Below are 22,923 nucleotides of genomic sequence, written 5' to 3'. Positions count from 1 at the left end.
CAACTACCGCGCACCCCAGCCCCTTTGGAGCCGCCCCATGCGCCCCCTCACCCGCCTGGCCGCCACCTGCGCGACCACCGCCGCCCTCCTCCTCACCGGAACAGCCACGGCCTCGGCCACCACCACTCACCCCACCACCGCGTCCACCCCGGCCGCGCCCGACCGCACCCCCCTGACCTCCCTCTACCGAGGAGTCCAGGGAGCCAACCTCTGCCTCCTCGCCCACTGCACGACCGGCACGAACGACCCGGCCCGGGTCACCAACACCCAGGGCGCCAACCTCTGCCTCCTGGCGGTCTGCTCGATACGCCCCTGACCCACCACGTCTCCCCGCGCCCCCTCACCCCCGCAAGGGAGTGAAGTGGCCGGGGTGTGGCCCCAGTTGGGCCGCGCCCCGGCCTCAGGGTCACGCCTTCGACCAGAGTGCCCCGCCCTTCTCCAGGACGATGCCGCCGTTGACGGTGACGGCGTAGACGGTGACGGGGGTGCCCTCGGGGATGTCGCCGCTCTTCCAGGAGGTGCAGTACGGGGCGTTGTGGCCGCGGGTGCTGGCGATGCGGTCGATGGTGCCGTCGCGGTTGATGTCGAGCCAGGCCTCGATGCCCCAGCCGTCGGCGGTGTTGTCGCAGGCGCGGATGGAGTCGCCGGGGATGGAGCCGGACGGGTCGGCGTTCCACTGGGCGTAGCCGCCCTGGGTCTTGATCGGGTTGCTCGGGGCGGCGTTCGCGGCGCCGGTGGCGCCGAGGACGAGGCCGAAGGCGGCGCCGGCGCCGATCAGGATGCGTGCCGCGTGGTGCTTGGTCATGAGAACTCCCCCTTGGTGAAGACGTGTTCACCGTTCGGTCATGGTTGCGACGGTGAATCTACCGTGCGGACCGGACAGGGTGGAGTCGGGCGGAGCCGGGCGGAGGGGCGGGCCCGGCCCCCGTGGAGGCTTTTCCGTTTTTCCGGGCGCGGCGATGAATCATGTGGAAAAGGCGGGGCACGCGTTCCTCAGAGCGGCGATGACAAGGAAATGGCGAGCACGTCACCAATTCCACGGAGTTCCGTGAGAATTGCTGGACGCGCCGCCCGAGCCGTGAATTCGCGAACCGAGGAGGAATGTATGTCTGACGGAATCTGGGGTTATCAGCCGACGGCCGGGCACACCGCCGGGACCGACCTGATCGGGTACAAGGTCGAGGCGACCGACGGCACGATAGGCAAGGTCGACAAGCATTCGGACGAGGTCGGTTCCGCCTACCTGGTCGTCGACACCGGGGTGTGGATCTTCGGAAAGCACGTCATGCTCCCCGCGGGCACCGTGCGTACCGTGGACAGCGCCGAGCGCAAGATCCACGTGGAGCTGACCAAGGAGCAGATCAAGAACTCCCCGGAATTCGACAAGGACCGCCACGCCGGGGACGCGCAGTACCACGACCAGCTGGGCGGTTACTACGGCGGCCACCGCCCGCTGTGAGCGGCCCGTCCGCCGAAGTGGGGGGCGTACCGGATTCGTTTCCGGTGCGCCCCCTATTTCCGTGGGCTTCCCTGGGGAGACTTCGCAGGGCATGATCCGGGGACGGAACAGAGCAGGAGAAAGAAGAGGGGGCGTCATGGCATTGTTCGGGAACGCGCACACGGTCGATCCGGGGTCGGCGCAGCAGGAGTACGCGCGGCTGCTCGGGCAGGGGGAGCAGGTGCACGCGGCGTACCTGCTGATCCGGGACACGATTCTCTTCACCGACCGGCGGCTGATCCTCGTCGACAAGCAGGGGATCACCGGCAAGAAGGTGGAGTACCACTCGATCCCGTACCGGAGCATCACGCATTTCGCCGTCGAGACGGCGGGGACGTTCGACCTGGACGCGGAATTGAAGATCTGGCTGTCCGGGGCGACGACGCCGGTGCAGAAGACGTTCACCAAGGGCGTGGACATCTACGAGGTGCAGGCGATCCTCACGCAGTTCGTGACCCGCTAGTTGCCGTTGGCATCGACCGCGGTCAGGTTCCCGGTCGCTCCCTCCTCAAGATCGAGCCCGGTCGTCTTGAGGCCGAACGTGAGCTTCTTGAGCTTCTCGCTCGCCGCCGCCTCGGGCGTCTTCACGACCAAGACGTGCTGGAAACTCTCCGCCGTGGCGGTGACCTTCAGGTCCACATCCGGCAGCACCTCCGGATACACCGCGCTGGCACCTTCCAGCACCGGCCGGGGCAGAGCCTCAGGCCAGCTGAGCTCCAGGGATTTCCCCTGGCTTGCGATGCTCGCCAGCGGCTCCTTCTCGCCCCCGCCCGAGAAGAGAATCTGCGGAGCGGCGGCCTTGGGACCCACCGAGCCGTCCTCATGCCTCACCAACGTGGCGTCGGGCGCCTGCCAGCCACCCCCTGGCTTGGACACCCGCACGGGAATCGACGACTCCTGCAACGTGAAGGTGAAGCCGTCCGGGTTCGCGTAGACCGTTGTCCGTTCCGAACGCTGGCCCAGCACCTCGACCCGTTCGCCGGACTCCACCGCAGCGGCAAGCGCTTCCTGCCCCTCCGACAACTCCGCCGGCTCGGACTCCGAAGCCGCCTGTGCCACGTACGGCACCTGAACCAGTGCACCCGTCAGCGCCCCGGCCAGCATCAGGCCGACTGCTCTCTCAGCTCCCCCGCGTGACGAGGTTCTTCGTTTTCCGGCATGACAATGCCCCCACCTGAACTCCACAGCCCCAACCCCAGAGTCTCAAGAAACTTTCACAAGTGACGAGAGTTAACTGTGCGTGAGCCAAGGCGTCAAAGGGTTGTAGGTCACATCGCCACCGCTATGCGGCATATGCCATGGCATACGCGCCCAATGCCGGAAAGGCCGCCAGGAGTTTCCCCGTCCGGAGGTCCTCACAGCCTCGCTTCTCCGGTGAGAGCGTGAAAGCCCCGGCCGCGAAAGGCGGTTGAGAGCCCCTGGAACTCAGACGTGGTGCCGCCCCAGCGGCACCACCAGCGGAGTCCCGGAGGCCGGGTCGGGCACGACTGAGCAGCGCATGCCGAAGACGTCGGAGACGAGTTGCTCGGTCACGATGTCCGAGGGCGCCCCCTCCGCGACCACCTCCCCCTGCTTCATGGCGATGAGGTGGTCGGCGTACCGGCAGGCCATGTTCAGTTCGTGGAGGACGGCGACGAGGGTCACGCCGCGTTCGCGGTTGAGGTCGGTGAGGAGGTCGAGGACGTCCATCTGGTGGGCGACGTCGAGGAAGGTGGTGGGCTCGTCGAGGAGGAGGATGTCGGTCCGCTGGGCGAGGGCCATGGCGATCCAGACGCGTTGCCGCTGGCCGCCGGAGAGTTCGTCGACGGGACGTTCGGCCAGGTCGAGCACGTCGGTGGAGAGCAGCGCGGCCCCGACCGCCGCGTCGTCCTCGGCGGTCCAGCGCCGGAACCAGCCCTGGTGCGGGTAGCGGCCCCGGGCGACCAGGTCGGAGACGGTGATGCCCTCGGGCGCCACCGGGGACTGCGGCAGGATGCCCAGCACGGAGGCCACCTCGCGCGTCGGCGTCTGCTGGACGGGCCGCCCGTCGAGCAGCACCGCCCCCGAGGTCGGCGCGAGCAGCCGCGCCATCGCCCGCAGGAGCGTGGACTTGCCGCAGGCGTTGGGCCCGACGATCACCGTGAACCGTCCGGGCGGGATCTTCACGCTCAGCCCGGGGACGATCTCGCGCCCGTCGTAGCCGATGCGGACGTCCCGCGCCTCCAGCGTGTGCTCCGCACTCATCGGACGCATTCCTCTCTGCCTGTACCCGTGGTCTGCCGGCCTCGTGCCCGCCGCTCGCGGGCCACCCGCTCAGCCACCGCGACCGACCCGGTTGGCGCGGGCCAGCAGCCACAGCAGGTACGGGGCGCCGACCACGCTGGTGACCACGCCGACCGGGAGCTGGGTGCCGGGCAGCGCGTGCTGGGCGGCGAAGTCGGCGAGCAGGACGAGCAGCGCCCCGGCCAGCGCCGCGTGCGGCAGGACCGCGCCCCGGCCGGGCAGCAGCATCCGGGCGACCGGCGCCGCGACGAAGGCGACGAAGGCGACCGGCCCGGCCGCCGCCGTCGACACCCCGGCGAGCGCCACGCCGCAGGCCAGCAGGGCCAGCCGGTTGCGTTCGGCCCGCGCGCCCAGCCCGGAGGCCGTGTCGTCGCCGAGCTGGAGCGCGGGCAGGGCGCGGGCGGCGGCGAAGGTCAGCGGGACCAGCACCGCCAGCGCGATCAGCTGCGGCCACACCTGGTTCCAGGAGCGGCCGTTGAGGCTGCCGGTGAGCCAGAGCAGGGCGTTCTGCGCGCCTGTGACCTCGGCGCGCGACATCAGGTACCAGACGAGGCTGTTGAGCCCGAAGCCGACGCCGAGGCCGACCAGGACGAGCCGCGCCCCGACCACGCCCTTGCGCCAGGCCAGCAGGTAGATGAGGGTGCCCGCGATCAGCGCGCCGAGCAGGGCGCTCGCCGAGAGGGCGAGCCCGGAGACGGCGAAGACCATGGAGGCGGTGACGGCGGCGGCGGAGGCGCCGGAGCTGATGCCGATGACGTCGGGGCTGGCCAGCGGGTTGCGCAGCACCGTCTGGAAGACCGCGCCGGCCATGCCGAACCCGGCGCCGACCAGCACGGCGAGCAGCGCACGCGGCAGCCGCAGTTCGAGGACGACGAACTGCGCACCGGCGTCGCCGCCGCCGAAGAGGGTGGCGAGGACGTCGGCGAGCGGGATCACCATGTCGCCGACGCTGAGCGACACCGCGAAGACCGCGAAGGCGGCCAGCGCGAGCACCAGCCCGACCAGCACCGACCGGCGCCCGCCCCGCCGCCGCGCCCCGGCGACCGTCCGCGCCGCCTCGGCGAGGACCGCCTCGGAGACGTGGAGCGGGGAGGCGTCCGTCCGCGCGGGAGCCGCCTTCTCGGCGTCCGCCTTCTCGGCGTCCGCCTTCTCGAAGGAAGAAGTAGCCCGGTCGCTCACAGCTCCACCAGCTTCCGCCGCCGTACCAGCCAGATGAAGGGGACGCAGCCCAGCGCCGCCGTGACCACGCCGACCTGCACCTCGCCGGGCTGGGCCACGACCCGGCCGACGATGTCCGCCCACAGGAGCAGCATGGGAGCGAGCACCATGCTGTACGGGAGGACCCAGCGGTAGTCCGGCCCGGTCACCAGCCGGGCGATGTGCGGGACGGCGAGGCCGACGAAGCCGATGGGCCCGGCGACCACCGTGGAGGCGCCGCAGAGCAGCACGACGGCGACCGCCGAGACGCCCCGGACCAGGCCGACCCGCTGGCCGAAGCCGCGCGCCAGGTCGTCGCCGAGGGCCAGCGCGTTGAGCTGCGAGCCGAGGGTGAGGGCGAGCAGGCCGCCGACGACGATGAACGGCGCGGCCTCGGAGAGCACCTCCACCGAGCGCGTGTTGAGCGCGCCGATCTGCCAGAACCGGAACTGGTCGTAGCTCTGCCGGTCGGTGAGCAGCATGGTGGTGGTCAGCGAGGTCAGCACGGCCGTGGTGGCGGCTCCGGCGAGCGCCAGTTTGACCGGGGTGGCGCCCTCGCGGCCGAGCGAGCCGACGCCGTAGACGACGAGGGCGGCGATCAGCGCGCCGAGGAAGCCGAACCAGAGGTACTGCTGCGAGGCGCCGAGGCCGAGCACGCTGATGGCGAAGACGACGCTGAGGGAGGCACCGGCGTTGATGCCGAGGAGGCTGGGGTCGGCGATGGGGTTGCGGGTGACGCCCTGCATCACGGTGCCCGCGAGCCCGAGCGCGACCCCGGAGAGCAGTCCGGCGACGGTGCGCGGGATGCGGACCTCGCCGACGATGAGCTGGGCCTTGTTCTCCGCGTCCGGGTCGAGGAAGGTGCCGAGCACGTCGGCGAAGGGCACGTCCCCGCTGCCGACGGCGAGGCTCGCCACCAGCGTCAGGCCGAGGCCGACGAGGGCGAGGACCAGCCCGGCGGCCAGCGCGGGCCTGCTGCGAACCGAGCGGCGGGGCGGCGGTGCGGCGGTGGCGGTCGCGCCTTCGGCGTCCGGCCGCTTGCCCAGGTCGAGGAGGGCCGTGGAGCGCGTACGGGACGGGGGTGTGCCGGAGGGGTCGGCGGGGCGGCCCTCGCGGTCGGCGGGGCCGTTCACGATCCGGCCGCCGGGGCGCCGGTCACGCGGTCATGCACTCTGATCTCACCCTTGCTCTAGGCCCCGGGACGTTCGCACCGGTGCGGCCGCCGGCCCCCGCTCACGCCAGCACGCGGTCAGAACCGGCCAACCCTGCCCACAAACCTGCCATCAACCCAAAGTAAGGTAAGCCTAACAGCACTTTTCCGGCCACCCCGCTGCACCGACCGCCCTCGCCCCACCGCGTCACGCCCCCTGGAGACCGCCTTGACGAACCCCGCGCCCGAGGCTCCCGCCACCGGCCTCCACCACTCCCTCGCCCGCCTCACCCGGGTCCCGGACGCCCGCGGCCTGGGCCTGACCGAGCCCGCCGTCCCGGCGGCGCCCCTCGTCCCCGAGGCCCCGGCGACGAGCCCGCTGCCCGCCGGGTACACCGAGCTGACCGGCGTCGAGGAACTGGACGCCCTGCTCGGCGTCCCGCACCCGATCGTCATCGACAAGGTCCACGACCGGCTCGACGCGCAGGACCTCGACCTGCTGTCCCGCTCCTCCTTCTGCTCCCTGTCCACCGCCGACGCCGAGGGCAACTGCGACGTCTCCCCGCGCGGCGGCGTCCCCGGCTTCACCCACGTCGTCGACCCGGGCACGCTCGCCCTGCCCGACCGCCCCGGCAACCGGCGCGGCGACAGCTTCCGGAACATCCTCACCAACCCGCACGTCGGCCTGCTCTACCTGGTCCCCGGCGTCATGGACGTCCTGCGGATCAACGGCCGCGCCCGCATCCTCACCGACGCCCCGTTCTTCGACGCCCTGGTGGAGAAGAATCAGCGCCCCAAGCTGGCCCTGGTCGTCGAGATCGACGAGATCTACCGCCACTGCCCCGCCTCCCTGCGCCGCTCCGGCATCTGGTCCCCGGACACCTGGGAGAACGCGGCGGGCGGCACCTCCCCCGCCTGACGGCTCCGGCGCCCGGGTCACTCCCCGGGCGCTCCCGGCGGGCGGGACGGCCCGGCCGGTGCCAGGGTCCGAGCGAGGACCGTCACCACGCGGCACCCGGCCGCCTCCGTGCCGCATGCCGGAGCGGTCGGTGGGCAGGCGCGCGGGACGCCCTGCCCACCGACCGCCGAGAGGATGCCATGAGCGACACGGCCACCCGGGAGAAGTGGGAGCGGGTGGCCGACTGGGGCCGCCGGCTCCGCCGCCCGGAGAGCAGCGCCCGCCGCTCCCTGCTCCTCATCCTGAAGTCCGCGCTGGCCGCCACCGTCTCCTGGTTCGTCTCCTACGAACTGATGGACGCGACCTCGCCCGCCTTCGCCCCCTTCTCCGCCGTGCTGATGGTGCAGGTCACCGTCTACCAGTCGGTGGTGCAGTCCCTGCGGTACGTCGGCGCGGTGGCGGCCGGGGTCGCCGTGCAGGCCGTCCTCGGCCTCTCCGCCGGGCCCGACCTGGTCACCTTCGCGCTGGTGGCACTGGTCGCCCTGGTCATCAGCCGCTGGCGGCTGCTGGGCGCCCAGGGCTCCCAGGTCGCCACCGCCGCCTTCTTCGCCTTCGCCACGTACACCGGCGCCTCCAGCGACACCGACCAGGTCAAGGAGCTGGGCCAGATCGTGCTGCTGGTCCTCATCGGCTCCGCCGTCGGCGTCGGCGTCAACGTGCTGATCGCCCCGCCCCTGCGCTACCGCAGCGCCGAGTGGGGCATCCGCGCCCTGGCCCAGGAAATCCACGACCTGCTCGACACCATGGCGCCGGAGCTGGGCGAGGGCGCCCCCGACGCGGACACCACCCAGGGCTGGCGGGACCGCGCGGACCGCACCGGCACCCTGATCTCCCAGTCCCGCGAGGGCCTGCGCACCGCCCGCGAGAGCCTGCGCCTCAACCCCCACCCCTGGGCCCGCCGGCGCCGGGGCACCCTCACCTTCGAGGCGTACGACCGGACCATGGAGGCGCTGGTCCGGATGATCTCCCAGGTCACCGCGATCACCCGCAGCCTCGACCTGCAGCACCAGGACGAGAAGCAGCAGGAGGAGGAGAGCGGCCCCGACCGGGACTACGCCCCCTTCCTCCGCGCCTACGCCACCTTCCTCTCCTCCGTCGTCGACTTCACCGAGATCCTCGCCACCCTCGACGAGGACCACCTCCGCGACCAGGCCGGCCGGCTGGACGAGGCCGCCGACGGCCTGGAGCGGTGCCGCCGCGAGGTCGTGCGGACCACCGAGGACCGCGGCCTCTCCCTCACCGACCCGACCGAGCCGTACGGCGTCCTGGTCGTGGAGGCCACCCGCCTCTCCGAGGAGTGCCGCTACACCGCCGACGTCCTCGGCAACAGCGCCGAGAACGGGTCACGGTCTTCAGGTCTCCCCCTGCCCAGATGTGGAACTCGGCCGGCAAGACGCTTTCGCCTGCCTCCTCCGCCGCGAAGGGAGCTTCGCGCGCCACGGTGGACGAGAAGGAGCCCTCTGATCCTGCCGAGGCCGCGCCTTCCGGCTCCGGTCTGGAGCCCGTGCAGGGCGACAAGTTCACCAAGATGGATGTCGAGGTGGAGGAGACATTTCTGTCGATCGTTCCGGACGCGGAGATGATGGGGGAGAAGGACGCCTCGGTCTACCCGCTGTTCATCGATCCCCCGGTGACGTGGGGCGAGTCGGAGCGCACCTTGCTGCGCTCCGACGGATACGAGGACTACGCCTGGGGCAACGGTGAGGACGACCTCGGCAAGGGCGCCGGGAAGTGCGGGGTGTGGAACAACTACTACTGCGGCCCCGGCTATGTGCAGCGCCTGTACTTCGAGTTCTCACCCGCGAAGCTGAAGGGCAAGAAAGTCCTCGACGCGACCTTCAGGGTGACCGAGCCCTGGGCGTTCCAGTGCGAACCGCGGTGGGTCGACCTCGTACGCACCAAGGAGAACATCTCCTCGTCGACGACCTGGGCATCACGGCCGATGGGCTGGGACACGATGGGCGACCGTCACGTCTCCGCCGGACGGGGAGATCTGTGCAGTCCAGGCCTGCCGAATGCGGAGATCGAGTTCAACGACAATCCGGACGAGTCGAATGAGAACCTCACGCCGACGGTCCGTGACTTCGCGGCGGGCAAGTTCAGCCGTCTGACCTTGATGATCAAGGCCCACGACGAGACCGACACGGCGGCGTGGAAGCGGTTCAAAAACGACGCTGTGCTGGAGGTCGACTTTGTCGGCATCCCGGACAAGCCGACCGGGATCGGCCTGGTGACAGGCTCGGGCACGGTGTGCTTGACCACGGAATCGAACCCGTCCATCGTCTCGGACCCGACACCGTTGCTGAGCGCGACCACGCAGACGAAGTCCGGCGGGGAGGAGGACGCCCAGCTGCGGATCTACTTCGACATCGACAACAAGAAGAGCGACGGAAGCTGGGCCGACACCAGCGCAGGCAACGGCAACGAGCGGCCCTCCACCGGGTACGTGGCGGACGGCAAGAGGCAGACCATGTCGTGGTCGACGCTGACCGAGGGCACCTTGTACCGGTACCGGGCCTGGACCCAGTCGTACTACAACGGCGGCAAGAGCTTCCTGTCCGGTCCGTCGAACGGCTCCACCAGCGGATTCTGCTACTTCAAGGTGGACCCGACCGCCCCCAGGCCCCCGAACATCAAACTGAACATCCCCTACAAGGAATGCCTTCCGAACGATTGTCCCGCCAGGGGCGGACCTGGGCAGAGGTCCGCCTTCGTGCTCCAGCCTGCGGCTGGGGACACCGGGGTGGTGTCATATCAGTACACCCTTTCCGGGATGAGTACCTGGCCGACCGCAGAGGGCGCGACGGCCCTCGTGCCGTTGGTCCCGAGTCGCCCGGGCACGCACACCTTGTGGGCCAGAGCCAAGGACAAGGTGGGTCGCTACGGGGCCTGGAACGCGGTGGACTTCGTGGTCGCCGCAGGAGACGGCCCGGTGGCTCGCTACCACTTCGACGAGGCGAGCGGTGCCGCGGTCGACTCCGCCACCGCCGACGGCAAGGACGACGCGACGCTGAGTGCCGGAGCGGTTCGCACAGATCACGGCCGGCGGGGTCTGGTCACGCACGACGCGAAGGGAGAGCCGCTGGCGTCACCCGCCGAGGACAAGGGGCTGGAGCTGAACGGCACCACCGGTCACGCGGCCACGGCGGGGCCCGTACTGGAGACACGTTCCTCGTACACCGTCTCCGCGTGGGTCAGGGTCGACCCCTCCGCCACGAAGACGGTTTCGGTTCTCAGCCAGTCGCCGTCGAGCCCGTATCCCTTCACGAAGAAATACAGCCCGTTCGTCATCTCCTACGGAGGTAAGTGGAGTATCCGGGCGTTCTCCAGCGAGGGCACCTTCTCCAGGGAGGCAGCGGCTGTCGAGGCGCACCCGAAGGGCGTGTGGACCCATGTGGCGGCCGTGCACGACGCGACTGACAAGAAGCTGACCCTTTACGTGAACGGCGTGCGCCAGGCCGAGGTCGACGCCGGTACACCGTGGTCCGCGGAAGGAAGCCTGGAGATCGGGCGCGTCATGTACGCCGATGCCTACACCGACTCCTTCAAGGGTGAGATCGACGAAGTGGTCGCGTGGCAACGTGCCTTGACGCCCGACGAGGTCCATGACGAGGCTCGCCTGCTCATTTCCGGCCAGTACGCCGGCACGGAACTGATCGCCGACTGGAACCCTGCGCGCGGCGTTGACGGTGGCGCCGTCAACGACACCACCTCCGGGTACGGCAAGCGTCTGACGCTGAGCGGGGCCACCGTGGCGGGTGAGGAGATTGTCCTGGACGGCGTGGACGACACGGCGACTGCTCCTGGTCCGCTGGTCGACGGCAGCGGGTCCTTCACGGTGACCACTGGCGTGACCCTCGATGCGGCCAAGCTGCTGACCAAGGACATCGGGTACATCGGCCAGGTGGCCGGTCAGCGGACGGCGGACGGCTCCGCCTGGGGTCTCTGGTTCCAACTGACCGAAAAGCAGACCGTTCTGGACGAGGAAACCTTGGAGGAGGTCACTGTCCCGGTCGGCCTGTGGCACTTCGGCCGGCTCGAGGCGGACGGCAAGTTCTCCTCGGTGGCTTCTGAAGAGGTCGCGAGTGTCGACAGTTCAGCACGCCTGACCGGTGTGCACGACTCGGTGGACGGCACGATCAGCCTCTACATCGGCTACGGCAGGAACGGCGACGCCAAGGTCTACACCGCGAAGATCGGCAGCGGCGACTTCGCACTCGGCAAGGCCTTCGCCGGCGGCGCCTGGAAGCACTTCCTCCCCGCCCGTATCGCCGAGATCCGGCTGTGGGCGGGAGCCATGGCGAGCGCGGAACAGGTGGAGACCGCGGTAGGCGACTGAGTCCTCTCATCGGTGGGCGGCAGAGGGCACTGCCGCCCACCTTCCTGGGTGAGCCGCGCCCTCATGACCGATGCGCGCGGTGAATTGTCCGATACGTGTAGCTGTGGCGATGTCGTGGGAGCGGAACTGAGATGAGATTTGGCATAGGCACCTCAAATAGAGGTGCAGGGGGTCGCAGACGCTGGGGACGGCGTCTGATCGTGCCCGCATTGGCACTGGCGCTGCTGGTGCCCGTGGGCGAAGCGCCGTCGGCAGTGGCCAAGGAGCAAGGCCTGGGACAGCCCGAACTGCCGAAGCCCCGCGTCAGCAAGGTCGCGGAGGTCAAGGCGCCAGGGGCCAAGAAGGCCCGGCAGAAGGTCGCCGAGGGCAAGCAGAGGGGCGAGGCGCAGTCCCGCCGTGCGGCCACCGAACAGAAGACCTCCTGGCCCGAGCGCGGTACCGCTACGGCGCGACTCGTCCAGGGAGCCCCCCGCAAGCTTTCCCTGGACGGCACCACGGTGACGGTGACGCCCCGGAAGGTGAAGCGCGAACGGGACGCCGCAGGCGAGGCACGCGTCACCGTCCTCGACCAGAAGGCGGCCCGCCGGGCCGGAGTCACTGGTGTCCTGCTCACCGCGACCGCCGAGACCGCGGGGTCCGCGAAGATCAGCGTGGACTACGGAGACTTCGCCTCCGCCATCGGCGGTGGCTGGGCGCAGCGTCTGCGCCTGGTGGAACTGCCCGCCTGCGCGCTGACCACACCCGAGAAGGCCGCCTGTCGCAAGCAGGCCCCTCTGGAGTCGGAGAACGACCCGGGTGACCAGTCGGTGACCGCCCAGGTAGCCGTGAGCGAGCAGGCTTCGGGCGCCGTGGCGCAGAAGTCGGCCGGGGCGCCCACCGTGCTGGCGCTGACCGCCCAGGCGGCCGGTGCGGGAGAGTCTCCCCAGGGCAGCGGCGACTACTCCGCCACCGAGCTGAGTGCTTCCTCCTCGTGGACGGCCGGAGGGAGCTCCGGGTCGTTCACGTGGAGCTACGACTTCTCGCTTCCGCCCGCGGCGGCCGGCCCCGTCCCCTCGCTCGCCCTCTCCTACGACTCGGGCAGCGTCGACGGGCGGACCGCCACCACCAACAACCAGGGCAGTGCGGTCGGTGAGGGCTTCTCCCTGACCGAGTCCTACATCGAGCGTTCTTACGGCAGTTGCGACGACGACGGACACGACGACGTCTTCGACCGCTGCTGGAAGTACGACAATGCCCGGATCGTCCTCGACGGCCGGTCCAGCCGCCTCATCAAGGTGTCCGACAAGGAGTGGCGCCTTGAGGACGACGACGCCTCGACCGTCACCCGCTCCACCGGAGCGGACAACGGGGACAACGACGGGGAGTACTGGACGGTGGTGACCGGGAACGGCACCAAGTACCTCTTCGGGCTCAACAAACTGGACGGCGCGGCCGACCAGCGCACCAACTCGACCTGGACCGTGCCCGTCTTCGGCGACGACTCCGGCGAACCCGGCTACGACAAAGGCGGTGCCTTCGCGGACCGGTCCCTGACCCAGGCGTGGCGCTGGAACCTCGACCAGGTCGAGGACACGGCCGGGAACGCGTCGACCTACTGGTACGCGAAGGAGTCCAACCACTACAAGAAGAACAAGGCTGAGACGGCCACGGCCTCGTACACGCGTGGTGGCTACCTGAAGGAGATCAAGTACGGGCTGCGCAAAGACGCGCTCTTCACCGACGACGCGGATGCCAAGGTCACCTTCTCGCACGCCGAACGGTGCACCGTCGGTGACTGCAAGGAACTGACCGAGAGCACCGCCAAGCACTGGCCCGACGTCCCGTTCGACGCGATCTGCTCCGACGGCGACAAGGAGTGCAACTCCGCCGGAGCATCCTTCTTCTCCCGCAAACGACTCACCGGCGTCGAGACCTACTCCTGGGACGCGACGACGAAGAAGTACAGCCCGGTGGATTCCTGGACCCTCGGACAGGACTACAAGGACGCGGGCGACATCGGTGACACCACGGACCACGTCCTGGTCCTGGAGTCGATCAAGCGCACCGGCAAGGCCGGCACCGATGTCGGCGTCAATCCGGTCACTTTCACGTATCAGCTGCGGCCGAACCGCGTGGACGCCACCGACGACATCCTTCCGCTGAAGCGGCACCGGGTCGAGACGATCACCTCCGAGACCGGAGCGATCACGACCGTCACGCTGTCCTCGCCCGAGTGCAAGAGGAGTGAAGTCCTCGGTGCGCCGCAGGACACCAACACCCGGTCCTGCTATCCGCAGTACTGGAACATCAACGGCGCATCGGAAGCTTCCGTGGACTGGTTCCACAAGTACCGCGTGCTGGCGGTGGCGGTGGCCGACCCCACGGGTCACAACGAGGACGTCGAGCACGCGTACGACTACGCCGGTGCCGCCTGGCACCACCTCGACGAGCCGTTCACGCCCAAGGACGAGCGGACCTGGTCCGACTGGCGCGGCTACCGCGACGTGACCGTCTACTCCGGCGCGACCCAGACCACTCGCTCGAAGACGGTCTCGCGGTACCTCCAGGGCATGGACGGTGACCGGAAGAAGGACGGCACCAAGACGGCATCCGTCGAGCCCTTGCTCGACACCGACGTGGACTTCGGTTCCGTCGCCGACGCCGACCGGTACCGGGGCCTCCTGAGGCAGCAGGTCACCTACAACGGCAGCCAGCCCATCTCCAGCACCTTCAACAGCTACGCCCACAAGACCACCGCCACCCAGACCGTCCCGGGTGCCGACGACCACACGGCCCGTTGGGTCCGCCCCGCCACCACCTACTCCAGCACCTACCTCACCGCCTCCAAGAACTGGCGAACCCGCCAGACGACGAACGCTCACGACGATCTGGGCATGGTCACGACGGTCGACGACTACGGCCAGCGAGGCGTGGCCGGCGACGAGACCTGCACCCGTACGTGGTACGCCCGCAACGACGCCGTCGGCATCAACAACCTGGTCTCGCGCAGCCGTACGGTGGCCAAGGAATGCGCGGTCTCCGACACCGCACTCGACCTGCCCGGCGACTCCACCCGGCGCGGTGACGTCCTCACCGACACCGCCATCGCCTACGACGGGGCCACCACCTGGTCGGCGACCGCGAAGCCGGCCAAGGGACTGATCACCTGGACGGGTCGGGCCAAGGGCTACACCGGCGGCACGCCGAGCTGGCAGACCCAGACGACCACGGCCAACGCGGACTATGACGCCCTCGGTCGCGCGACCAAGATCACCAACGCCGACGGCAAGACGACAACCACCGAGTACACGCCGGCCGCCGCGGGCCCGTTGACGAAGAGCATCGTCACCGACCCCAAGGGCCACAAGACCACCAGCTTCCTCGACCCGCGCCGCGGCCAGCCCCTGCGCACCTACGACGCCAACCTGAAGAAGACCGAGTCCACCTACGACGGCCTCGGACGCCTCACCCAGGTGTGGCTGCCCAACCGCTCCAGCGGCAGCCAGAGCCCCAACCAGAAGTACGCGTACCACCTCAGCAACACGAAGCAGTCATGGGTCTCCTCCTCCAGCCTGAAGAAGGACGGAGAGTCGTACCTCACCAGCTACGCGATCTACGACGCCCTGCTGCGCCCCCTCCAGACCCAGACGGAGTCGGCCCGGGGCGGACGCCTCCTGACCGATACCCGGTACGACACCCGCGGACTCGCCTACGAGACCTACGCCGACATCTTCGACACGACCAGTTCCCCGAACGGCACCTACACCCGAGCGGAGTACGGCGAGGCGCCCACACAGACCGAGACCGTGTACGACGGGGCGGGCCGAGCCGTGTCGAACACGGTCCTGATCTACGGAAACAAGAAGTGGACCGTAGGCACCAGCTACACCGGTGACTCCACCGCCACCACGGCGGTGCAAGGGGGAACCGGGGCCCGCGTGATCACCGATGTCCGGGGACGCACGACCGAGAGCCGGGAGTACGCCGGGCGGTCGCCGTCCGACGCGCAGTACGGGGACGGTCCCGGCGCGGGCTACGCCTCCACCAAGTACGTCCACACCCCTGACGGCAAGAACAGCCAGATCACCGGTCCCGACGACGCCAAGTGGAGCTACGGCTACGACTTGTTCGGTCGCCTCAGCACATCCAAGGACCCGGACAAGGGATCGGTCACCACCCAGTACGACGCGCTCGACCGAGCCGTGAAGACCACGGACTCCCGCGGCAAGTCCGTGCTGACCGAGTACGACGAACTAAGCCGCGTCACCGGTACCTGGGCAGGTTCCAGGACGGACGCCACCCAACTCACCGCGTACACCTACGACACCTTGCTCAAGGGACTGCCGGTCGCGGCCACACGGTACGTCGGCGGGAAGCCCGGCCAGGCATACACCGACACGGTGACCGCCTACGACACGCTCTCCCGGCCCAAGACCTCCAAGCTCGATCTGCCGGCCGGGGACGCCTTCGTCAAGGCCGGTGTCCCCGCTTCCCTGACGTACGAGACCGAGTACAACCTCGACGGCACCGTCAAGACGGTCAAGGAACCCGCCCTCGGCGGTCTCCCCTCGGAGGTCCTGGAGTACGGCTACAACTCGGTGGGCCAGGTCACCAGCCTGGGCGGTTCGACCGGCTATCTCCTGGACACCACCCACACCCCGCTCGGGCAGCCGCAGCTTCTGACCCTCGGGACGGCGAACACCGCCGACCACAAGAAGGTGTACCTCTCCAACTCCTGGGAGGAGGGCACCGGACGCCTGGTCCGCAGCAGCGTCACGGACCAGACCCACAGCTACATGCTGCAAGACCTCAACTACGCCTACGACGACGCCGGAAACGTCACCTCCATCACCGACCCCACCACCGTCGGAGGCACCTCGTCGGCGGAGACCCAGTGTTTCGTCTACGACGGCCACCGGCGCCTCACGGAGGCATGGACCCCCAGCTCCCAGAAGTGCGGCGATCCCCGCAGCGCCGACCAGCTCTCCGGGCCGGCGCCGTACTGGACCAGCTATGAGTACAACAAGGCCGGCCAGCGCACCAGTGAGACCGCGCACGCCCCCGCCGCCGAGACCACGACCAACTACTGCTACACCAAGAACGACCAGCCGCACTTCCTCACCGGCACCACCACCAAGGGCAGCTGCGCCACCCCGGAGAAGACCTACACGCCCGACAGCGCCGGCAACACGGCCAAGCGCCCCGGAGCTGCCGGTACCCAGGACCTCACCTGGTCCGAGGAAGGGCGCCTCACCAAGCTCACCGAGGGCTCCAAGTCCACCGACTACCTCTACGACGCAGCGGGTGAGCTGCTGATCCGCGCGACCCAGGGGGCCGACCGCGTCCTCTACGCGGGCGCCACCGAACTCCACCTGCGCGCCGACGGCACCACTTGGGCCCAACGCTCCTACACCGCCGAAGACCGGACCGTGGCGGTCCGTTCCAACGAGGGTGAGACCAACAAGCTCACCTACCTCACCGGTGACCACCACGGCACGCAGAGCGTGGCCATCGGAGCGGACGCGACCCAGACCGTCAACAAGCGCCACCTCACCCCGTTCGGCGCGGAGCGCGGAAAGCCGACCAACGGAGCCTGGCCGGACGACAAGGGGTTCCTCGGGAAAACCAACGACAAGACGACCGGCCTCACCCACATAGGCGCCCGCCAGTACGACCCGGCCATCGGCCAGTTCATCAGCGTCGACCCGATCCTGGACCTCACCCAGCCCCAGTCGCTCAACGGCTACAGCTACGCCAGCAACACGCCTCTCACACTGTGGGACCCGACCGGCCTCAACGGCGGCGGCAATCCCGGGAATCCCGGAAACTCAGGCAGCAAGATGCCGTACGGCGGCGAGCTCGGTGATTGGGAGGACGTACCGAGCAGCGCCGGAAAGCCACTGCCGACCTTCTCGAGCGTGCATGTTTCCGGGAAGAGCAGCGGCATCGAACCGATCACCAATGTCGGATACGGGGAATCACCCCTACCGCCCCCGGACGTGTACCAGCAGTGGCAGGAGTTCCTCCCGAGCGTGGTGCAGATGCGCAATCTGGGCACCTACGTCGCCCAGCTGGGGTATGCACTCAATGTCGAACTTTTCTTCAGGGAGCACTGCAGCGTCTCTCCCTCCGGTGACGCCTGCCAGTCCCTCCGTGATTTCTATGCGACCGGGAAGGGTGCCGACCGAACCAACTGGGGTCACGTCCAGGGGCTACCCGGCGTGAACAAATGCGACATCTGCCAGAACATCGGGTTCGACCTGCTGATGGCAGGCATACCTGCGGGTAGAGGCAAGGGCTCCACACCTCAGTGCTTCTTGGCCGGCACCGATGTGGTCATGGCTGACGGCTCCACCAAGGACATCGAGGACATCGAGGTCGGCGATCTCGTACTCTCCACCGATCCGGAGACCGGTAAGACCGGGGCGAAGAAGGTCACCAAGCTCAGTCAAACGGTCGGGGAGAAGCACCTCAACGAGCTGTCCATCGCGACCGAGGACGGCGCCGAGCAGCTGACCGCGACAGATGAGCACCCCTTCTGGTCGCCTTCCGAGAAGAGCTGGATCGCCGCCGGCGACCTCACGTCGGGCATGTCCTTGCTCACCTCGGACGGACAGACTGCCATCGTCACGGGAAATCGTGGCTACACAAGTTATGCGGCGACCTACAACTTCGCTGTCGAGGACTGGCACACGTTCTATGTGCTGGCGGGCGAGACGCCGGTCCTGGTGCACAATTCGAATGGCCTGTGTGGAACTGCGGCGCTGGAAAACGGCGACTGGCAGCACATCGTGGACCGTCACCGGCCTGGAGGTGCACTGGTGGACGATGCCGCTGGGATTTTCACCGGTAAGGCAAAGCACGTTCGCCAGCGAATAGCCGACACTATCAACCGGGGAACGCCGAAGCCCAATACGCCGGACCCTGTTACAGGCGAGGCACGGCCTGGTCAAATCTACGAGTGGGATTTCGGAACCCCTGTCGGGAGGGCGGGCTCGGCGAATGGTGGAGGCGAGCTAACCGGTGTCCGCGTAATCGTTAACGACGGAAAAGTCGTGACGGCGTTTCCGTACTAAGTGAGTAGCAAGTGAGGAAAAGCGTGATTCAACTCTCCTTCTACCTCCCGGAGTCGGGTTCAGCCTGGACCAAGACCTGGGACGCTGCCAAGCAGGGCGATCCGGCCGCGATCAGCGAAATGGACCTCCGCTACAAGTGCTTCGGGGTGAATTTCGAACTGATGGTTGGCGACGTTGAGATCGTCTCAAAGAAGAGGCTTGTGACTCTCGTCGATCTGGCCTTGTCTCTCTCTAGTGCGGTGAAGCGCATCTCGTCAGGTGAAGATGCCGCATTCGGTTTCACTGAAAGCGAAGAGGTGATTCATCTGCGTCAAGATGGCGATCTGGTTGTGGTGAGTTCATCGAAGCATCCAATGCACGGAGCCGTGGGACGTGAAGAGCTCGTGGGTGAAGTTCTTCGATTCCTTCGGGAAGCGCATTCGCGGTTGGTTGCAGAGATTCCTGGATTGTCGGAAAACCCAGTTATCCAGCGAATCTCGTCGGAGTAGGTAACCTGCCTTCGAAGGCGATAGAGATTGAAATGTAGAGGCCCCGCTGGAGTTTTCCAGCGGGGCCTCTACGGGCGTTTGACGGCAACGGTGACGGCAACGTCAGCGGACGACGGGTGGGAAGTCGGGGCCGTCGCTGCCAGGGCTGAGAGCTTCGCCGAGGCTGTCGATGGCTTGGCGCTGAAGGCGGAGTCGGACGTGGGCGTAGACGCCGGCCGTCACGCCGATGTGGGCGTGGCCGAGCAACTCCTTGATCACGACGAGGTCGATGCCCTGCTCCAGGAGGAGGGTGGCGGTCGAGTGCCGGAGGTCATGGAAGCGGATCACTCGAAGGCCAGCGCGTTCGAGGAGGTGGCGGAAGCGGCGTGTGAGGTTGGTGGGATCGAAGGGCCTGCCGGCCGGGGTGGTGAAGACGAGACCGTTGTCCGCCCATCGTGATCCCGCAGCCTGACGATCTTCCTGCTGCCTCTCCTGGTGGATCTTGAGAGAGTTGATGCATTCGGTGGGCAGTGCGATACGGCGTTCAGAGGCGCGGGTCTTGGTGTGCAGGATGGTCAGGCCGCCGGTGTGAGTGCGCTGGAGGGAGCGGTGGATGGCGGCGGTTCCCGCGTCGAGGTCGAGGTCTTCCCAGTGCAGGCCGAGGAGTTCGCCCTTGCGGAGGCCGGTGCGCAGGGCGAGTTCGTACAGCGCGTGAAGCCGGTCGCCGCTGGCGGCCTGGAGGAACTGCCGGGCCTCGCTCGCGGTGAAGGGCTTGAAGCGCCGGGGGCGGGGCGCGGGGGTCTTGACGTTTCGGGCGACGTTGCGGGGCAGGTCGTCTTCGCGGACGGCGTGCTCAAGTGCGGACTTGAGGACCGAGTGGACGTAGGTCACGGTCAGTGGCGAGAGCCTCTTGTCGCAGCATTGGCCGATGGCGCAGCAGGAGTACCGGGCGGTGTCCCGTCCATGTACGCAGCACTGGCAGGCGACGCGGAGGTGGTCGAGGAAGGTGCGGACGTCGCGGGCGGTGAGCCGGGCGAGCTTCTTCGCGCCGAGGCCGGGGATGAGGTGGAGACGGATGCAGGCGGCGTAGCGGGTGTGGGTGTTCTCCCGGACCTGGTGGACGGCGATGCTGTTCAGCCAGTACGTCAGGTAGTCGCTCACGGTGCAGTCGGATACTGCGACGGGCAGCCCGAGGTTGCTCGCGGCGATCTTCTTGGTGAGCTTGCCCAGGGCTTCCTTCCGGCTTGTGCCGTAGACGCGGACGCGCTTGCGAGCGTTGCCGGGGGCGAGGACGTATCCGGCGGCTTCCCAGCGGCCGTCCTTGCGCTGGTAGATGGTGCCGTCTCCGTTGGCGCGGGAGCGGCTGCGGCGGGAGGCGGCGGGGCGCGGCGTGATCATCAGGCGGCTTCCTGGTCGAGGCGGGTGCGGATGAAGTCGGTGAGGGCGTGGGTGGGGATGCGGCGGGCGCGGCCGAGGGTGATCGAGGCGAGCTGGCGGGTGCGGAGCAGGTCGTAGACGGCGGAGCGGCCGAGCTGGAGGCGGGCCATGACCTGGGGGACTGTCAGCAGCTCTTCAGGCGTACTGAGTCCCCTCCGGGTTGGGGCGGGTTCCTGCGCTTTCATCGGCAGCCCCCTTCCGCGATGAACCGGCGTTCCAGTTCCCGGCGGTGCCAGACGGCGGCGGCGAGGAGTGCGGCGCCGGGGCTGTAGCCGGTGCCGAGGTAGGCCCAGTGGCCGACGACGAGGGTGGTGTCCGGGTCGTGCTCGGGCAGGCCGGCGTGGGTGCGGGTCTGTTCTTTGCGCCAGGCGCGGCGGGCGTCGCGCAGCGCGCCGAGGGTGGTGGAGTAAGAGCGGGATTTGGTGGAGAAGTGGCCCCGGAAGCCGAGCATGTGCGCCCACTTCCAGAGCTTGAGGTGGGCGAACTCGGGCAGCTTGCCCAGCTCCCAGCAGGTACGGATCATCTGCCGCACGTGCCGGGCGACGGCCAGGCGGGGCAGGGGCCGTGCCTGTCCGGTGCCGTCGCACGTGGTGCAGGGGAGCGGGGTGCCGTGGGGCAGGAGGGTGGCGCCGCGGCCCTGACAGGGGCGGCAGAACAGGGCGCGGTCGAGGGCGCCGGAGGCGTCGGCGGACTTGGTGACGTACTTCGCCACATAGGCGGCCACCGCCTGATCGCTGAATTCGGCGTCAGTGCCGAAGGCCGCGATCTCGCGTACGTCGAGCTGCTCGCCCCAGGAGAGTTCGCGTTCCCTGACCGCGTCCGACTCGACCATGACGCGGACCCGTGCGACGGCGGCGCGTACGGCGTCGGTGAGCACGGCGACGGTGGCGTACGGCGGCGGGGGCTGGCTGCTGCCGTCTGGGCCGTCGAGGCGGATGACGGCGTGGAAGTGCACCAGGCCACGCTTCTGGTACTCGGCGACCTTGGCGAAGGAGAGGCGCAGCACGGCGCGGGCGGCTTTCTGGGTCATGCCGAGCCGGGCGGCGAGCCCGCGGCGCAGGTAAGTGGTGAAGCGAGCCCACAAGGCTCCGGCGTGGGCGTTGAACAGGACCGCGCCCGAGTAGTCGTACGTCGCCGGGTTCAGCGGTGTCCCGATCAGGGTGTCCGTGGGTTCGTGGAGCTTGCGGCAGCGGCAGGGCAGGATGTCACCGCCGGGGGTGGTGGGGCGGTTGTGGACGGGGCCGAAGGACGGCGGGGTGAGGGTGACGAAGACACGGGGGTGGGTGCGGACGGTGTCGGGGACGGTCTTGCCTCCGGAGAGGCCGGCGCGGATGAGGTGGTAGGTGTCGGCGGCGTAGGCGCGGGAGCAGGCCGGGCAGCGGGAGGCGCGGCGGTTGCCGCACGCGGTGAGCAGACTGCCCGTGGGCTCGGCGGAGGAGGTGTAGGAGCGCAGTACCTCACCGGTCGTGGTGTCGACGGTGGCGGTGCGGCCGGTCAGGCGGACGGGTTCGGTGCAGCCGCCGAGGCGTTCGATCTGCTGCTGTGCTCGGTCGAAGTCGGGGTGGTTGACGAGGTGGAGCAGGTCCCGCACGGCGGGGCTTGCCACGTGGCGCCGGTCCAGGGTGACCATTCGGGGCGTGTCCTTTCTGTCGGGATGGGAGCCCCGAGCAGCAACCGGCCATGGTTGTGGGCGTGTTGGTGCTGCTCGGGGCATGACGAACCAGGCCCAACGGGTGGGCATGGATCTCGAGGGAGGGGCGATCCGGCCGGTGGCCGGGGTGGCTCAGAGCTGAGCGAGGGCGGCGGTGGCCACCGGCAGGGCGACGCCCATGCGGGTTGCGAGCTGGGCGGCGGTGACTGGTGTTCCGTGCTCGGCGTGGTGGGTGTCCGCGATGCGCCGGGCCGCACTCAGCAGGGCGGCGGGCAGGGCCGGGCGGGTGCCGGTGGCAGGCGCCTTGGTGACGGCCGGGGCGGGGGCGGAGTCGGGCACCTCGATCACGGTAGGCACTTCGGCCAGGGTCGGCGCAGGTGTCGCGGCGGGGTCTGGCTCAGGGGCCGGGGCCGTCGCCTCGGGAGCGGGCGCCGAGGTTGGCACCGGCTCAGCAATGGGTGCGGGTGCTGGGGCAGATGTGGTGGTGTCCTCCAGGTGTGCGGTGGTGTGGAAGTGGGCGAGGAAGGTAGGGCCGACGTGGCCCCAGCCGAGGAGCAGGAGCGGGGCGACGGTATCCAGGCAGGCCCGGCCGTAGCGTCCGGTCAGCAGGGGTTCGGCCGTGTTCAGCGCGAGGGTGAGCAGCCCGCACAGGTGCAGCAGTCGCGTGCCGGCCTTCAGGTCGTGCTCGGGGACGCCGCGCAGGGCGAGGAACCGCAGGGCGACCAGGAGTCCGACGACGGACAGGTCCACCATGGGGGCGATCAGCGGCGCGATCGGGCGGGGGACGCCGAGCCGCAGGGCGAGCGCCCAGACGTTGCCGAAGGAGAAGACGAAGGCCAGGACCGCGATGACCGCCATGACCACGGTCACGGTGCGCCGGGTGAACCGTTCCTCCGCCATGTCCTTAAC

General features: G+C 69.0%; 15 protein-coding genes and 2 pseudogenes. 8 read left to right on the top strand and 9 right to left on the bottom strand.

What is annotated here, in order from left to right; translation table 11 throughout:
• Nucleotides 1-37: 37 nt before the first annotated feature.
• Complete coding sequence (locus tag IF45_RS0111075; RefSeq protein WP_030307071.1) at nucleotides 38-316, top strand: hypothetical protein; 279 nt, start codon at nucleotides 38-40, stop codon at nucleotides 314-316.
• A 90-nt stretch (nucleotides 317-406) separates the two neighbouring features.
• Here the strand turns inward: IF45_RS0111075 and IF45_RS0111070 are convergent, their stop codons facing one another.
• Nucleotides 407-805, bottom strand: coding sequence for a hypothetical protein (locus tag IF45_RS0111070; protein WP_003949228.1), 399 nt, complete (start codon nucleotides 803-805; stop codon nucleotides 407-409).
• Nucleotides 806-1,105: 300 nt separating this feature from the next.
• Here IF45_RS0111070 and IF45_RS0111065 point away from each other — a divergent pair, with 300 nt between their 5' ends.
• Nucleotides 1,106-1,459: a PRC-barrel domain-containing protein gene (locus tag IF45_RS0111065; RefSeq protein ID WP_008408862.1), complete on the top strand. Its 354-nt coding sequence runs from the start codon at nucleotides 1,106-1,108 to the stop codon at nucleotides 1,457-1,459.
• A 136-nt stretch (nucleotides 1,460-1,595) separates the two neighbouring features.
• Nucleotides 1,596-1,961 (top strand): PH domain-containing protein, encoded by a 366-nt coding sequence (locus tag IF45_RS0111060; RefSeq protein ID WP_003949226.1) that lies wholly within the window; start codon nucleotides 1,596-1,598, stop codon nucleotides 1,959-1,961.
• A gap of 2 nt (nucleotides 1,962-1,963) precedes the next feature.
• Here IF45_RS0111060 and IF45_RS0111055 read toward each other — a convergent pair.
• The 4 genes and pseudogenes from IF45_RS0111055 to IF45_RS0111040 form a co-directional block, all read right to left on the bottom strand.
• Nucleotides 1,964-2,602 (bottom strand): annotated as a pseudogene (locus IF45_RS0111055) (LamG domain protein jellyroll fold domain protein); the annotation flags it as partial.
• A 321-nt stretch (nucleotides 2,603-2,923) separates the two neighbouring features.
• On the bottom strand, nucleotides 2,924-3,721 hold the full coding sequence (locus tag IF45_RS0111050; protein WP_008408879.1) for an ABC transporter ATP-binding protein: 798 nt from the start codon (nucleotides 3,719-3,721) through the stop codon (nucleotides 2,924-2,926).
• A 69-nt stretch (nucleotides 3,722-3,790) separates the two neighbouring features.
• Complete coding sequence (locus IF45_RS0111045; protein WP_030307067.1) at nucleotides 3,791-4,939, bottom strand: FecCD family ABC transporter permease; 1,149 nt, start codon at nucleotides 4,937-4,939, stop codon at nucleotides 3,791-3,793.
• Entirely contained in the window at nucleotides 4,936-6,090 is a 1,155-nt protein-coding gene (locus tag IF45_RS0111040) for a FecCD family ABC transporter permease (protein WP_030307065.1), read from the bottom strand. Before IF45_RS0111040 ends, IF45_RS0111045 begins: the two co-directional genes overlap by 4 nt.
• A gap of 246 nt (nucleotides 6,091-6,336) precedes the next feature.
• Between IF45_RS0111040 and IF45_RS0111035 the strand changes: the two genes are divergently transcribed.
• From IF45_RS0111035 to IF45_RS33115, 5 genes and pseudogenes are all read left to right on the top strand, one after another.
• Nucleotides 6,337-7,026: an MSMEG_1061 family FMN-dependent PPOX-type flavoprotein gene (locus IF45_RS0111035; protein WP_030307064.1), complete on the top strand. Its 690-nt coding sequence runs from the start codon at nucleotides 6,337-6,339 to the stop codon at nucleotides 7,024-7,026.
• A 179-nt stretch (nucleotides 7,027-7,205) separates the two neighbouring features.
• Nucleotides 7,206-8,420, top strand: a pseudogene (locus IF45_RS34405) (FUSC family protein); the annotation flags it as partial.
• Between the two features lie 86 nt (nucleotides 8,421-8,506).
• Nucleotides 8,507-11,404: a laminin G domain-containing protein gene (locus IF45_RS0111025; protein ID WP_242536797.1), complete on the top strand. Its 2,898-nt coding sequence runs from the start codon at nucleotides 8,507-8,509 to the stop codon at nucleotides 11,402-11,404.
• A gap of 200 nt (nucleotides 11,405-11,604) precedes the next feature.
• Nucleotides 11,605-18,459, top strand: a complete 6,855-nt coding sequence (locus tag IF45_RS0111020) for a polymorphic toxin-type HINT domain-containing protein (RefSeq protein WP_242534318.1) — start codon at nucleotides 11,605-11,607, stop codon at nucleotides 18,457-18,459.
• Nucleotides 18,460-18,482: 23 nt separating this feature from the next.
• On the top strand, nucleotides 18,483-18,947 hold the full coding sequence (locus IF45_RS33115; protein WP_129805653.1) for a hypothetical protein: 465 nt from the start codon (nucleotides 18,483-18,485) through the stop codon (nucleotides 18,945-18,947).
• 102 nt (nucleotides 18,948-19,049) lie between these two features.
• On the opposite strand, the gene IF45_RS0111015 is transcribed toward IF45_RS33115, so the two are convergent.
• The 4 genes from IF45_RS0111015 to IF45_RS0111000 all read right to left on the bottom strand — a co-directional run bounded on the left by IF45_RS0111015 (nucleotide 19,050) and on the right by IF45_RS0111000 (nucleotide 22,914).
• The gene (locus IF45_RS0111015; RefSeq protein WP_030307057.1) at nucleotides 19,050-20,324 is read right to left on the bottom strand and encodes a tyrosine-type recombinase/integrase; all 1,275 of its coding nucleotides are present in this window, start codon (nucleotides 20,322-20,324) and stop codon (nucleotides 19,050-19,052) included.
• Nucleotides 20,324-20,548, bottom strand: coding sequence for a helix-turn-helix domain-containing protein (locus IF45_RS31335; RefSeq protein ID WP_030307056.1), 225 nt, complete (start codon nucleotides 20,546-20,548; stop codon nucleotides 20,324-20,326). Before IF45_RS31335 ends, IF45_RS0111015 begins: the two co-directional genes overlap by 1 nt.
• On the bottom strand, nucleotides 20,545-21,993 hold the full coding sequence (locus IF45_RS0111005) for a replication initiator (RefSeq protein WP_030307055.1): 1,449 nt from the start codon (nucleotides 21,991-21,993) through the stop codon (nucleotides 20,545-20,547). The genes IF45_RS31335 and IF45_RS0111005 overlap by 4 nt, the downstream gene beginning before the upstream one ends.
• A 153-nt stretch (nucleotides 21,994-22,146) precedes the next feature.
• Complete coding sequence (locus IF45_RS0111000) at nucleotides 22,147-22,914, bottom strand: DUF2637 domain-containing protein (RefSeq protein ID WP_030307053.1); 768 nt, start codon at nucleotides 22,912-22,914, stop codon at nucleotides 22,147-22,149.
• Between the last annotated feature and the right edge of the window lie 9 nt (nucleotides 22,915-22,923).

This window comes from Streptomyces albidoflavus (assembly GCF_000719955.1).
GTDB classification, from domain to species: Bacteria; Actinomycetota; Actinomycetes; order Streptomycetales; family Streptomycetaceae; genus Streptomyces; species Streptomyces albidoflavus.
Note: the sequence above shows the minus strand (reverse complement) of the source record. Positions and strands in the feature narration are given on the sequence as shown.